The organism is Desulfobulbus rhabdoformis, assembly GCF_016919065.1.
Lineage (GTDB): Bacteria > Desulfobacterota > Desulfobulbia > Desulfobulbales > Desulfobulbaceae > Desulfobulbus > Desulfobulbus rhabdoformis.
This window is the reverse complement of record NZ_JAFFQA010000018.1, coordinates 75,076-88,709: the sequence shown is the minus strand read 5'-3', so window position 1 is coordinate 88,709 and position 13,634 is coordinate 75,076. Positions and strand designations below refer to the sequence as shown.

The window sequence follows — 13,634 nt, the reverse complement described above, 5'->3', positions numbered from 1 at the left end:
AGAGGCCACCTTTACTTTCAATTCTTATAAAATGAAAGACCATCCGGTATTAGTCAGCCTTTCGGCTGGTTATTCCAGACATCAAGACAGGTTATCTACGCGTTACTCACCCGTGCGCCACTCTACTCAAGTTCCGAAGAACTCTTTCGCGTTCGACTTGCATGTGTTAAGCACGCCGCCAGCGTTCGTTCTGAGCCAGGATCAAACTCTCCAGTTTAATATCCTGACCAATCACAAATGATTGGTGCTAATCAATCAAAAACCAAAAAAAACTACTTGGCCCGCTCTTACTGTTCAGTTTTCAAAGATCAAAAGCGCTTGCGTTCCGCAAGCTGCGTCAATTAGTCTATCATGTTTTCGAAACGTTGTCAATCATTTTTTTATTTGATCTCAAATGTTTCCGTCGCTGCTTGATGCTGCTCGGCAGCGGCGAGGCGTTAATTAACCATGGATGAAACAAAAGGGCAAGAGCCTTTTGCACGTTGGGATCGCTTTTCTCGCAACTCTATACATCGCTGTTCGTGAAAAAGACGCCAGGGTGCGAATTCCAGACGATCCCGGCCACCCATTCCATTTGATCTCGGCCAGTGATTCCATTTCATTCCGGCCAGTGATTCCATTCGATCCCGGTCACTGATTCCAGACCATTCCGGTCACCATTTTCGGAGCGAAACGACGCATAGAACCAGATGGTATAAAACCCTTTCTTCAAAGAAATAATCAAGGAGGGGTTCATGCCAGGCAAGAGGGTATCTATGCGCAAAATACGAGAGGTGTTACGCCTCAAACATGACCTACGTCGCAGTAACCGGGAAATCGGTTTGAGTTGCGGCATAGGGAGCAGTACTGTTGGCGATTACCTGCAACGTGCCAGGAATGCCGGGCTGCGTTGGCCGTTGCCTGAGGAACTTGGTGATACAGAGCTTGAACAGCGACTATTTCCACCGCCCACACCAGCCAACAGCTCCCGGCTGTTCCCTGATTTTCAGGAAGTCCATAGGGAGCTGCAATCACGCAAGCATGTCACCTTGAACCTGTTATGGCAGGAGTACAAGGAGCAACACCCAGACGGCTACCAATACAGCTGGTTTTGTCAGCGGTATCGAGAGTGGGCCGCCAGACTGAATGTGGTGATGCGCCATGAGCACCGGGCAGGCGAAAAACTCTTTGTCGATTATGCCGGACAAACCATAGATGTCATCGATCCAAGCACGGGCGAGATCCGTAATGCCCAGATCTTTGTTGCTGTACTGGGGGCGAGCAATTACACCTACGCGGAAGCCACACTCAGCCAGCAGCTTGAAGATTGGATAGGATCGCATGTGCGGGCCTTCAATTTTCTCGGCGGAGTTCCGGAGGCTGTTGTTCCCGATAATCTCAAAAGCGGTGTCATCAAAACCTGTAAGTATGAGCCCGACATCAACCCAACCTATCACGACCTGGCACGACATTATCAGACCGTGGTCCTGCCTGCTCGTCCCAGAAAACCGCGTGACAAGGCCAAGGCGGAAGCCGGTGTACTCCTGGTGGAGCGGTGGATCTTGGCAAGGTTGCGCAAATACACCTTCTTCAATCTCGCGGATTTAAACCGGGAAATACAACGGCTGCTGCAGATCCTGAACACCAAACAGTTCAAGAAACTCCCCGGCACCCGCCACAGCCGTTTTTGCGAGATTGACCAGCCCGCCCTCAAACCACTTCCCCTTACTCCCTACGAGTTGGCCTATTGGAAAAAGGCGACCGTCCACCTTGATTATCATGTGGAAGTGGAGGGCCACTATTACTCCGTCCCCTATACCCTAGTGAAGAAGAAACTGGATGTTCGCTATACCGCGCACACGGTCGAATGTTTTTACCGGAATCGACGTATAGCCAGCCATCTCCGCAGTACTCTTCGCGGTCGCCACACCACCGTCAAAGCACACATGCCCCTCAATCACCAGAAATACTCGGAATGGAATCCTGAACGGTTCAAACGCTGGGCAGCCAAAATCGGGCCGCAGGCGCTCCTGCTCACCGAAACGCTGTTGGTCCAGCGCCAACACCCACAGCAGGCCTACCGAAGCCTGCTGGGCATTCTCAGGCTGGGTAAAGCCTATAGCGATGAACGGCTGGAAGCAGCATGTGCACGAGCACTCAAGATCAACGCGCTCTCCTACCGGTCCATCGAGTCCATTCTCAAAAACGGCCTGGATCAAAAAACGCTGGTTAACAACGAGAAGAGCAGCAAACCAGTTGAACACGGCAACATCCGTGGAGCCGATTACTACCACTCAACAGTCCATTAAAGGAGAATCACATGCTGTTGCATCCAACACTTGAAAAACTCAATACCTTGCGTTTCACCGGCATGGCAGCGGCCCTTGACGAGCAAATGCAGATGAACTCCCTTACCGACATGAGCTTTGAAGAACGACTTGGCCTGCTGCTTGACCGGGAAGTAACCGTTAGAGAAACACGGAGACTGCAAACCCGACTCAGAGCGGCCAAACTACGCCAAGATAGTTGCATCGAAGATATTGACTTCCGCCATCCACGTGGGCTGGATAAGTCATTGGCCCTCAGGTTGGCCGGCTGTGACTGGATCAGAGAGCGAAACAACCTGATCATTACCGGACCTACCGGCGTTGGTAAAACCTACCTTGCCTGCGCCTTTGCTCAGAAGGCCTGCCGAGAAGGGTTGAACACGCTGTACCTGAGAACGACAAAGCTCTTCGAGGACCTTGCCCTGGCCAAAGGTGACGGCAGATACCTAAAGCTCCTGAAAGCCTTAGCCAAAGCCGATCTGCTGGTACTTGATGACTATGGCTTGGTCCAGCTGGGGCGGGAGCAACGACATGACCTACTGGAGATACTGGAAGATCGTCATGGCTTGAAGTCGACCCTTGTCACCAGCCAGCTCCCTGTAGACCACTGGCATGAACAGATCGGTGATCCGACCGTGGCAGACGCCATCCTGGACCGGTTGGTCCACACTGCGCACAAAATACAACTGAAAGGAGAATCAATGAGAAAAAAGAAGGCAAACTTGACCTGAATGGCGACAACGAGGTAATGACTAAATAACCGCGTCGCTTCGCTCCGATCACCCGACCGAGATCACTGGAACAGGTGGCCGGGATCGAATGGATTCAGTGACCGGCTTCGACTGGAATGACTGGCCGGATTCCCTGGAATACGCACCAGGGCTCGGATATAGCCCAATTCCTCCTTCAAGCTCATCATGCATTTTTTTGAAAGGGGTGAATTGAGTAACCTCTACTGCCAAGGATTTTCGGCCAATTTTGTGCGATTAGAAGAAATTCTAAAACCCTCCGGCCGTATCGTCTCCAATATTTGCATAAAAAAAGGACATGCAGCCTATTGGCCGCATGCCCTTTGTCTTCCCTCAATTCGGGAAATTCAAGCGTGTTTGCTTTATGCGTGATGGTGATCGCCCTTGCACTCAGTGGTGCCATCAGCGTTACGTATAATATCTAATCGCCTTCCTTCCATTGCCTCCACAGCCGCTTTGACTGTCAGACCAGGAGCCATATAACGGGTAATCATTTCATCGGCAATAATTTCAAAGGAACTTTCTGACAACTTACCCGTAATAACTGCCTCGCACCCGTGCTCAGCTACTTTTCTCGCCAATTCCAAATCCGACCCCGGTGAGACTGCATGCTCGATTGCATTACAGTCCATAGTCTCCACATCAACGATGAGCAAAAAGGGGGCTTTGGCAAACTCCTCAAATACTGCGCTTTCCGGGGTAGCCCCTGCGGCGGTTACGGCAACTTTCATAGTACTCTCTCATTTAGGTAGTGTCTTAACATAAACCTGAATCCGTGGCGGAGGATGATAGCTTAACAGCTTGTCACTCTCCCTTGTGCTTGATTACATACCACATATTCTATACAGCCTCATCTTTTGTCTTCGATTTCTCATTCTGCTGTTGCCAGTGGGGATATAGTCGAATTAAAAAAGAAAACCTCTTCACCGCAGAAAGGGGGAGCTAAAAACGGTGAAGAGGTCTAGGAGAACAGAGGTTATAGGAGAACGCCTCTATTCTTTCCAGAGTAAACCTGAAATATTTGTTCTCTGTTTGGATTGCATCAGAGTTTCTCAAGCTTCCCTGGACAGGAGAACGCAATCTGAATCAGTGCCTCCCATTTTTTGCTAAACGAGACATCTTCTTCAAAAAAAAAACTTTTTTCAAAAGAACGCTTTATGTCCCCCTTTCGCTTCGCCTGCTGCTCCTCACATTTTCAGATAAAAAAAGCCCCAAATCCGCGAGAGTCAAAAGTGAGGGAAACTCTCAATGGGTTCGGGGCTTCTGGTGCATCCTGCACCAAGGGGGTTATTTCATTGTAACTTCGTTCAAGTTATTGTCAAATGAACATGAGAACTCTTTCCAAAAAGTAATCTTAGCAAGGGCTTCAACCTTAAAAAAAATGTACACCTAAAATCGTGTCCCAAGGACACGTATGCTCTTATGCAGTCACTCGATATGTACAAATCTTGCAGGAAACTTTTTCTTTCACAAAATACGTGGCATCGACAAGAGCGACTTGTTCCCAGGATTGGCCATGCTCCATCTCAGCCATTTTCTCCTGATACCCACAATCATCAAATGCCCCTTCGCGAATTGTGAAACAGATAATTCCTCCAGGTTTAGTAATGCGGACCAATTCTTCAAAGGCATCTGCCTGCACATGCCCGTAAGTAAAAGTCCCTGTGCAAATAACAGCATCGTAGCGGTTGTCTTCAAACTCGAGCCGCTTGCTCATGTCCGCCTGAAAAAGCTCATGATATACCTTTTTATCCCTGGCTTCCCCAAGCATCTGTTCAGAGCAATCAAGAGCGTCGACCTTTTGGTATCCACGTTGGCTTAGCTCCTTTCCGACAAGCCCTGTCCCACAGCCAGCATCAAGAATATAAGCACCTTTATGGCTCATGACCTGCTCAAAGGCATCTGCAGACTCGATATGGGCAACATATCCAAACCGATCTACCGTGTCTTTCTCATACTCGTTTGCCCACTCACCATACGCATCCATAAGCTCATCGTGATCTTTGGCGGTGTACACTTTGTCTAGGGTTTTATTTTCACTTATCATTTTGATTTTTTATGAAAAAAATGGCTCTTGCATTGCAGAGGAGGCAATGTATTCCCTCCTCTGCAAGCTCCTTAGCCCGAATTTCGGGAGCCCCCCTTGGCCCGTATTAATAACGGTAATGGTCAGGCTTATACGGCCCCTCTACAGCAACACCAATATACTCGGCCTGATCCGGGCGAAGCTCGGTAAGTAGAGCACCGAGTTTATCCAAATGGAGACGTGCGACCTCTTCATCCAGCTTTTTATCCAGGGTATAGACGCCAACCTCACGACTCTGCTTATTTCTCCACAGATCCATCTGGGCAAGGACCTGGTTGGTAAAAGAGTTGGACATAACAAAGCTCGGATGCCCGGTAGCGCAACCAAGGTTGACCAGACGCCCCTCGGCAAGCAGAAAGATCGAGTGACCGTCGGGGAAGGTGTATTTATCTACCTGCGGTTTGATATTTTCTTTGACCACCCCTGGCCAATTATTGAGCTTATCTACCTCGATTTCGTTATCGAAATGACCGATGTTACAGACAATGGCCTGGTCTTTCATCTTGCTCATGTGCTCAGCAGTGATGATATCTTTATTGCCTGTGGTGGTTACGTAAATATCTGCCTTGTCCAGCACATCCTCAACACGGCAGACAGTATACCCGCCCATGCAGGCCTGTAGGGCACAGATGGGATCGACCTCGGAAACAAAGACGCGACATTTCTGGCCAGCCAGGGATTCGGCAGACCCCTTTCCGACATCTCCAAAGCCACAAACCATGGCTTTTTTACCGGAAAGCATAACATCCATAGCACGGCAGATACCGTCGACCAGTGAATGGCGACATCCGTATACATTGTCAAATTTGGATTTGGTCACCGAATCATTCACGTTGATCGCAGGGACAAGCAGAGTCCCCTCTTTCTGCATATGATACAAGCGATGCACACCGGTGGTTGTCTCCTCGGAAACACCTTTCCACTGCTCAACTGCCCGATGCCAGAAATTGTTGTCCGTTTTAAGGACATCGCGCAAAAGATTTTGAACAATCTGGAGCTCTTCGTTATCTGCTTGACCTTCAAGCGTCGCGGCATCGTTTTCAGCAGCATACCCCTTATGGATAAGCAAGGTTGCGTCGCCACCGTCATCAACGATTAACTCAGGGGTAGAGCCATCAGGCCAGGTCATGGCCCGCAGTGTACACCACCAATACTCCTCAAGGGTTTCTCCCTTCCAGGCAAAGACCGGAACACCTGCAGCTGCAATAGCAGCCGCTGCGTGGTCCTGGGTAGAGAAAATATTACAGCTTGCCCAACGAACATCTGCGCCAAGTGCTGTCAGAGTCTCAATTAAAACAGCCGTCTGCACAGTCATATGGAGGCTGCCCATAATGCGCACCCCTTGCAGCGGCTTCTGGGGGCCGTATTTCTCCCGAGTCGCCATCAGACCGGGCATTTCGCTCTCTGCAATAGTGATCTCTTTGCGGCCCCAATCGGCCAAGCCGATATCCTTTACCTTATAGTTCATCTGGCCACTGTTCTGAGAGCTGGCAACGATCTCGGCAATCGTTGCCTTTTCCTTGGATCCTTCTGACAGAACGGTATCTGTTGACATGGTAACTCCTAAAATAATTCGATGATGGGAGGAATTAAGGCCCTCCCTTAAAGATGCAAAAACTTCGCAAAGCCTGTTCCTGCGGGCTTGGTTCTTTTACGAGAACCGCAAGATGACTTGTTACTTTTTGATAGCTGCAAGCAGTGCATCAACTTTGTTGGTCTGCTCCCAAGGAAAAATGGATCGGCCAAAATGCCCAGCCACTGCCGTGTCACGATAACTCCAGCCCGAAGGGTTGGTCAGATCAAGATCATTGATCAGTGAGGCAGGTCTGAAGTTAAATACCTCCTCAGATTCCAGCACTTTTTGGATCGACTCGTCAGAAACCGTTCCCGTTCCAAAGGTATCCACATTCACAGAGAGTGGCTTGGCTACGCCAATGGCGTAAGAGACCTGTATCTCGCATTTTTCCGCAAGTCCGGCGGCAACAATGTTTTTAGCCGCATACCGCGCATAATAAGCTGCGGAACGGTCCACCTTGGACGGATCCTTGCCGGAAAAGGCGCCGCCGCCATGGCAACCTACGCCACCATAGGTATCGACAATAATTTTACGCCCCGTCAATCCTGCATCACCGTGGGGACCACCGATAACAAACTTACCTGTCGGATTAATGTAGAATTCGGTGTCATTATCCAAAAGACCAGTTGGTGATAGCAGCTCTCTGGTCAACTGCACCAGGTCTTCCCGAATTCTGGCCAGGGGAACATCGGCGGTCTGGTGAGAGATAACAACGTTGGTAATCTTGACGGGCTGGCCGTTTTCATGCAGTACTGAAACCTGGGTTTTGGCATCTGGACGCAGATAGTCGATTGTGCCCTGGTGACGAACCTGCTGCAGTTTCAACAACAATTGGTGTGAGTAATGAATGGGGGCTGGCATTAACGAAGGGGTGGCAGAGGTGGCGTACCCAAACATCATCCCCTGGTCACCGGCTCCCTGCTCTTCAAACAGCCCCTTACCTTCATCTACTCCCTGCGCAATATCGCTGGACTGGGAATGAATACGGGAAACGTATTCAAAGGTATCACCGGAAAAGAGCAACTCCTCCCGGTTGTACCCGATATCGTTAACGACCCTGCGTGCAATGCTTTCCGGATTGATCTTATCCCAGCCGGAACAGGTAATTTCCCCCATGTTTACGAGGAAATTCGTTGTTACTCCGGTCTCACAGGCAACGCGGCTGGTTGCATCTTTCGCCAGACAGGCATCCAGAATGGCATCGGATACCTGATCACAGACTTTGTCAGGATGACCTTCGCTGACAGATTCACTCGTAAACACATGTGCATTGCGCAACTTGCTCATATTGCTCCTTTTTTAACTTGTAATACCATATATTTATTACCTTTACCGGGGAGGCACATCGGAAGGATGACTTGGACATGACAGTCTTTAGCAATGGTTGTACCACTCTGCAATTCAAAACGGCCACATTATTTTAGAGGCTTCTAAAACAATGTCTTCTTAGTGAGTTAGAAAAGGACCTTTTGGGAAAAAACATGCGATGGACCACACCGGAGACGACTCTCTGTGTCCTAATGCGGACAATAACAGGCAAATGGGCAATATATTTACATAATGCAACGCTAACAAACGAAGGGACATGCATTCCTCAAAAATTTAGACAGGCGCATTCATTATCCTAATACACTAATTTAAAAGAATTTATTTTCGATTCCTCAAGAGATTTCCAGGAACGGCTCTTTGCTTTTCAAAACGGGAAATATTTGCTCATCCCATATTTTCAGCCTGACACTACGGGCGAGTCGGGTCGAAATTGCTCAATCACATCCTCCAAAAAAATTCGCTGCCGGGATGTATTCGATCAGGGGCACCTGAAGGTACCGGCATCACCGTGCCTGAATCCGTGAGCAGTCTCACAGGATGCTCCCCTTATGGGGAGGTACTGTGCCGAGACCGCAGCGCCTGGGGAAGCTCATTATTAGTGGGTATGGACACGAATACAGAGAATTTTTCTCTCAAGGCAAAAAAGGATTTCATTCTTCATCCCAGGGAATACATAATTCAGATTCAGTCATTATATTAGCTGAATACTTTTGTCTTTTTTGATTAAAATGTTTTGTTTTTACTACTGATCATCCTCTGAAAAATCAAACACCTTGAGCTAGGTGTGCAATAATTTCACAGGTATTTACCGAAATATTGTTGCCCCCACGCGGCAACATGTTATCCTCTATGGGTTCTGAGAGGAATATCGTCAGTATTTTCACACTGGGCATATGCAAGCTCGTGCCCCCTCCTTCCCTCAGTGGAAATGTCTCGTTATAAACATCCTGTATTCAGATTTATTCTTATCCCTCATTTTTCCCAGGCCCACTATTTTTCATGGAGAACAGCAAGAGCAACACAATAAAAATACTATGCGTAGATGCGGGGCGAGAACTCGCCTGTCAGGTAGTGCGGATATTTGACGAAGATCATGTGTCATTATCCTATGAAAAAAGTCTTGAAAAAGTCGCTGACCGCTTTGAGCGGGACACCTTTGACCTGATGTTATTTTCCAGCTCCGTCACCGATCTCAACCCAGATGATGCCCTGGAAATCATAGAACTCATCTGTGCCAAATGCCCAAGCACGCTTATTCTCTTCTTTGCCCACCCCGGCACTTTAAAGATTGCCCATCAAGCACTGCGTGCTGGCATCTATCATTATTCCGCCCTTCCAGTTTCCGATGAAGAACTCAAGCTCCTCATTGAGACAGCCGTCGACAGAAAACCCCAAGTAGGAGTAAATCTCCTGCTCCAGTCAGAGGTCGAAAAAAACACCTTTGAAAGTATGATTGGCCGCTCCACCGCTATGCAGAATGTCTATCAGCAAATCAGGCAGGCAGCGGCCACAGATATTCCGGTATTAATTTCCGGTGAAACCGGTACCGGTAAAGAGCTTGCCGCCCTGGCCATCCATGAACTGAGTGAACGAACCAATGAACCTTATGTTCCTGTGCATATCGGCTCGTTACCGACGGACCTGGTTGCCAGTGAACTCTTTGGGCATGAGCGGGGAGCGTTTTCCGGGGCTACCTCCATGCGAAAGGGCTGCTTTGAAGTCGCAGACGGGGGCACGGTCTTCATGGATGAGATCGCCACCATTGATGAAAAAATGCAGGTCAGTTTGTTGCGTCTGCTTGAAACCAATGAATACTGCCGAATCGGCAGCCAAAACCAGATCCCTGTGGATGTGCGGATCATCGCTGCTTCCAATGCCGATCTGACCACTGAAATAAGCAATGGCAGCTTTCGGGAAGATCTCTACTACCGCCTAGACGTGCTCCATATTACCATGCCGCCACTGCGTGAACGGCACGGAGACCTGCACCTTCTGGTGGACCATTTTACTCAGCTGTCCTGCAGTACCTTTCAAAAATACATTCGCGGCATGTCTCCAGGATTCATCAGTTGCCTTGAATCCTACCCTTGGCCGGGAAATGTGCGTGAACTGAAAAACGTTATCCAACGCGCCGTCATCACCAGTACAGGGGACATCTTAGAGCGAAAGGAACTCCCCCCGCGCATTTCAAAGTTTCGCAATGAAGATGTAAAAGTGGTGGTACGCGTCGGAATGACGCTTGAAGAAGTGGAAAAAGAGATTATCGCCCGCACCCTGGAGCATACCAGTCAAAACAGGACCCAAGCGAGCGATATTCTCGGGATTTCAAGAAGATCTCTCTATAACAAAATGCGCAAATTCAATATGCTGAGCAAAAAGTAATGGTTCCCCCTTCCCGCTTAAGCAAGAGGAAGCGAAGGGATACGCACCCGTATTTCATGCCCCCCGTCCCTTTTCTCTATGACGCAGCTTCCCTGCAGGAGCGCAAGGGGAAGGTTGAGTTCTTCAGGCAGGTTCAATTGCGTTGCAGGCGCGCCTCGGTAGTAAAAACAAATCATCGCCTGTCCGTCATCCGCTCCGGTCTCTATGAGCAGACTGTCACCAGGCTCAAACCGCTCCTGAACGAGTGCAAAAAGTCTATAGAGAAGATGATGAAGCAGACTCGGATCGTTGTGAATGGAGATGGCTCCCGGTTCGGTGCGCCATGCCAGTTCACACTTGCTCAACCTGGCAAAGCGCTGCAGGAACATACAGAGCTCCTCAACCACCTGTCCGGGTTGAAAGGCTGAACAGGCGACATCGCTTCTATGGGCAAAACCACTGAGATGGTGCAACATTTGAGCGGTAGTTTTAACCCGCTCTTCTATCATTGCCGTTGCCTTTTCCAGTCGAGTGCGCACCTGCTCATCCAAATGCGCACCATGCATGGCAACCAGATCCTGCAAAAGGCCGCTTGATTCACGAATCACGCCCATATGATTTTTCATTTCATGGGAAAAACCAGCCAGCAGCCTCCCGTAGGAGTCAAGCTGCTCGGCACGCAGGGTATTTATGCTATCACTGTCCATGAGAAGTCTGCTCCATGCCGGCAGCGGCCTGTTCGATTTTCACCAGCAAATCACGTAAATCCACTGGCTTCATGATGTAGTCAAAGGCACCTTTTTCCATAGCCTCTATTCCGGCGGCAACAGAGCCGTGCCCTGTGAGCATGATTACCTCGGTGTGTGGATACTTTTCCTTGATCAGGCTCAAAATATCCAACCCGTTCATATCCGGCATTTTTAAATCCAGCAGGACGATATCGGGTTTGTAGCCTGCAAGCTGTTCAAGCCCTTCTGTGCCGCTATGTGCATCGCTGACATCCATACCCCGCAGAGCAAGTCGCTGGCGCAGGGTGGAGGCGAATTCCACTTCATCGTCTATAATTAATATTTTGCCCTGTATCATCCGTTGCCCTCATTGCTGTTCTTGAACCAGAGGGAGAACAATTGTAAATGTAGCCCCCTGCCCCGGCTCGGAGTTCACCTGAATGTCGCCTCCGAGTTTTTTTAATATTCCATAGGTGATAGACAGTCCAAGCCCTGTCCCCTTCCCTGTTTCCTTGGTAGTAAAAAATGGGTCGAAAATGCGTTGCACCACCTCAACAGACATCCCTGGTCCATCGTCCACCACAGTAATACGGATGCCGTCTTCCTTCTGCATCCGAGTTTTCAGCAGGATGGTCCCTTCATTGCCGATGGCATCGATTGCGTTATTGATAATATTAAGAAAAACTTGTTGCAACTGTCCGCGATCGCTCTGAATATGCTTCAGCCCCTCATCCAGATCAAAATTGATGGCTATCTGGTTATAGGTGGCCTCTTTGGCTAGAAAAGCCACCACTTCCTGCAGCAGCTGGTTCATATCGAGCTCTTCGATCATGACGTCCGTATGTCGGGCAAAGCCCAGAAGACGATGGGTAATGGTTCGGCATCGATTTACAGATTCCTGAACGCCATTGAGCGCCTGCTCCATAGCCTGCTTATATTTGAAATCCTCCGTCATTTCAAAATAATCCATGACCAGCCCGGTTTTCTGGTTAATGATTGACAGGGGATTATTGATTTCATGGGCAACCCCGGCGGCAAGGCGCCCGATGGCAGCGAGTTTATTGGCACTCTCCGCCTCCAGAAAAAAGTGCTGCCTGCGTCTGTCCGACTGGCGGATATGCGCGGTGATGACATGGCTCATCCGCAGGAGAATCAAGACTCCCAAGAGGATACAGCCCAGAATAATACTGAAAAGCCGCAGTTGGAAAAAGAACCAGGCATTGCCGTCTAGATAGAGATCTTTCACCAAAACCAGCCTCCAGGGCGTTGACTGCAAATCAATTGCCGCATGGAGCACTTCATTCCCTTCAGGAGTCTTCACCACGGTCACATCGGCATTTTTGACTAAAAGTTGCTGATAGTCAGCCAGAGTCTCGCTGATGGAATATTCGGTCAGGCCGTAATCATGGAGCAAAACACTCTTCTCTCCTATCAGACCGTACTTTCTCGGCTTGGTCTGCAGGTTTCCCGCGGCATCCACCAGATAGACATCACTGATCGAGTTGGTGACACCGATATCCACATAACGCTGGAGAGTGTTGACGTCAATGGTGACGCGTAAAACCCAGGAACCTTTGTTGTCGGGAAGCTTTCTACTCACGGCAATAACAAAATGAGGGACCTGGCGAAAGCCTGAAAAGACATTGCTGAGATAGACCCCTCGCTGCAGAACCTCCTTATACCAGTTTTGCTGGGTATAATCGTTGCCACTTAGTTCATAGGGCCCGATATAGGATTGCTGCCGACCGCTGGAGTCAATCACCTCGATATCGGCGAAATCTGGATATTCCTGCTGCAGGCGCACAAACAATGCTTTCAGTTCTTCGGTATTCCTTAGCTCCTCATAGCGATCATCCCGAGCAACAAACTTAATAATAGATTGGAGTTTGGAGACAAAGCGCTCGATGGTGTTTTGCGACTGCTCCAGGTTCAACACCAACTGGGTCAGCTCATTTTTCTGTAATAAATTCTGATATTGGTAATGCAAGAGCCCAGAAACAATAATCAACGGGGTCATGGTGAGCCCAAGAAGCAGAACAAAGAGCCGTCGTGAAAAATAGCGATAGTTCTTCTCCATCTCGGCGGTATCTTCAAAATACTCGGAGGGCGATGGTAATAACCGTGATATCCACATCCGTTTTGTATTCATGCGCGTACCCCCCAGGTAGTCACCCCGGGAAACAAGGAACCAGCTGTTAAATGGCCTTCAATTGCGGCGTGCAAAACAGGATCATAAGGCCCAACAATGCCGTCAAACACCTTGATATGCTTCCAGACGAGAAATTGATAATGCTGTTCTTCAATCCCTCCGCAAATAAGCATTCCAATATTTTCTTTCAGGGCAATATCACAGATACGCTCTGCGGAGACATGGTCAAGAATGATAGAACGAGGCTCCTCCAGAAGTTGATGGTCATAACAGGTGGCAATGAGAACCTCGGCGGCACAGTCAAACCTTGGGGCGACATAATCTCCCCGGATAGTCAAGAGTATCTTCAA

Annotated in this window: 11 protein-coding genes and 1 rRNA gene; 3 read left to right on the top strand and 9 right to left on the bottom strand. The window is 49.1% G+C overall.

Annotation, left to right across the window (positions count from 1 at the left end):
- A 16S ribosomal RNA gene (locus JWJ90_RS11270) occupies window positions 1–217 on the bottom strand; the annotation flags it as partial.
- Between the two features lie 517 nt (window positions 218–734).
- Here JWJ90_RS11270 and istA point away from each other — a divergent pair.
- Window positions 735–2,288 carry an IS21 family transposase gene (gene istA / locus JWJ90_RS11265; RefSeq protein WP_205227322.1) on the top strand — a complete coding sequence of 518 codons (1,554 nt, stop codon included), beginning with the start codon at window positions 735–737 and terminating at the stop codon, window positions 2,286–2,288.
- 11 nt (window positions 2,289–2,299) lie between these two features.
- Window positions 2,300–3,037 (top strand): IS21-like element helper ATPase IstB, encoded by a 738-nt coding sequence (gene istB, locus JWJ90_RS11260; protein WP_205227321.1) that lies wholly within the window; start codon window positions 2,300–2,302, stop codon window positions 3,035–3,037.
- Between the two features lie 380 nt (window positions 3,038–3,417).
- On the opposite strand, the gene JWJ90_RS11255 is transcribed toward istB, so the two are convergent.
- The 4 genes from JWJ90_RS11255 to metK form a co-directional block, all read right to left on the bottom strand.
- The gene (locus tag JWJ90_RS11255) at window positions 3,418–3,786 is read right to left on the bottom strand and encodes a NifB/NifX family molybdenum-iron cluster-binding protein (RefSeq protein ID WP_205227320.1); all 369 of its coding nucleotides are present in this window, start codon (window positions 3,784–3,786) and stop codon (window positions 3,418–3,420) included.
- A 689-nt stretch (window positions 3,787–4,475) separates the two neighbouring features.
- On the bottom strand, window positions 4,476–5,102 hold the full coding sequence (locus JWJ90_RS11250) for a class I SAM-dependent DNA methyltransferase (protein ID WP_205227319.1): 627 nt from the start codon (window positions 5,100–5,102) through the stop codon (window positions 4,476–4,478).
- Window positions 5,103–5,208: 106 nt separating this feature from the next.
- A complete protein-coding gene (gene ahcY, locus JWJ90_RS11245; RefSeq protein WP_240194895.1) occupies window positions 5,209–6,609 on the bottom strand; it encodes an adenosylhomocysteinase in 1,401 nt (466 codons plus the stop codon).
- Window positions 6,610–6,816: 207 nt separating this feature from the next.
- Window positions 6,817–8,004, bottom strand: a complete 1,188-nt coding sequence (metK, locus tag JWJ90_RS11240) for a methionine adenosyltransferase (RefSeq protein ID WP_205227317.1) — start codon at window positions 8,002–8,004, stop codon at window positions 6,817–6,819.
- A 1,137-nt stretch (window positions 8,005–9,141) separates the two neighbouring features.
- On the opposite strand from metK, the gene JWJ90_RS11235 reads away from it, so the two are divergent.
- Window positions 9,142–10,428: a sigma 54-interacting transcriptional regulator gene (locus JWJ90_RS11235; protein ID WP_205227316.1), complete on the top strand. Its 1,287-nt coding sequence runs from the start codon at window positions 9,142–9,144 to the stop codon at window positions 10,426–10,428.
- Between the two features lie 17 nt (window positions 10,429–10,445).
- Here JWJ90_RS11235 and JWJ90_RS11230 read toward each other — a convergent pair whose 3' ends face one another.
- Genes JWJ90_RS11230 through JWJ90_RS11215 form a run of 4 tightly spaced genes read right to left on the bottom strand, consistent with a single transcriptional unit; the run spans window position 10,446 to window position 13,634 of the window.
- Entirely contained in the window at window positions 10,446–11,114 is a 669-nt protein-coding gene (locus JWJ90_RS11230; protein WP_205227315.1) for a sensor histidine kinase, read from the bottom strand.
- The gene (locus tag JWJ90_RS11225) at window positions 11,104–11,493 is read right to left on the bottom strand and encodes a response regulator (RefSeq protein WP_205227314.1); all 390 of its coding nucleotides are present in this window, start codon (window positions 11,491–11,493) and stop codon (window positions 11,104–11,106) included. The genes JWJ90_RS11230 and JWJ90_RS11225 overlap by 11 nt, the downstream gene beginning before the upstream one ends.
- Window positions 11,494–11,502: 9 nt before the next feature.
- Window positions 11,503–13,284: a sensor histidine kinase gene (locus JWJ90_RS11220; protein ID WP_205227313.1), complete on the bottom strand. Its 1,782-nt coding sequence runs from the start codon at window positions 13,282–13,284 to the stop codon at window positions 11,503–11,505.
- A complete protein-coding gene (locus JWJ90_RS11215; protein ID WP_205227312.1) occupies window positions 13,281–13,634 on the bottom strand; it encodes a hypothetical protein in 354 nt (117 codons plus the stop codon). Before JWJ90_RS11215 ends, JWJ90_RS11220 begins: the two co-directional genes overlap by 4 nt.

What these genes read in the sequence shown, in the direction of transcription:
- istA (WP_205227322.1), top strand. Translation starts at nt 735, where the DNA reads ATGCCAGGCAAGAGGGTATCTATGCGCAAAATACGAGAGGTGTTACGC.
- istB (WP_205227321.1), top strand. Translation starts at nt 2,300, where the DNA reads ATGCTGTTGCATCCAACACTTGAAAAACTCAATACCTTGCGTTTCACC.
- JWJ90_RS11255 (WP_205227320.1), bottom strand. Translation starts at nt 3,786, where the DNA reads ATGAAAGTTGCCGTAACCGCCGCAGGGGCTACCCCGGAAAGCGCAGTA.
- JWJ90_RS11250 (WP_205227319.1), bottom strand. Translation starts at nt 5,102, where the DNA reads ATGATAAGTGAAAATAAAACCCTAGACAAAGTGTACACCGCCAAAGAT.
- ahcY (WP_240194895.1), bottom strand. Translation starts at nt 6,609, where the DNA reads ATGAACTATAAGGTAAAGGATATCGGCTTGGCCGATTGGGGCCGCAAA.
- metK (WP_205227317.1), bottom strand. Translation starts at nt 8,004, where the DNA reads ATGAGCAAGTTGCGCAATGCACATGTGTTTACGAGTGAATCTGTCAGC.
- JWJ90_RS11230 (WP_205227315.1), bottom strand. Translation starts at nt 11,114, where the DNA reads ATGGACAGTGATAGCATAAATACCCTGCGTGCCGAGCAGCTTGACTCC.
- JWJ90_RS11225 (WP_205227314.1), bottom strand. Translation starts at nt 11,493, where the DNA reads ATGATACAGGGCAAAATATTAATTATAGACGATGAAGTGGAATTCGCC.
- JWJ90_RS11220 (WP_205227313.1), bottom strand. Translation starts at nt 13,284, where the DNA reads ATGAATACAAAACGGATGTGGATATCACGGTTATTACCATCGCCCTCC.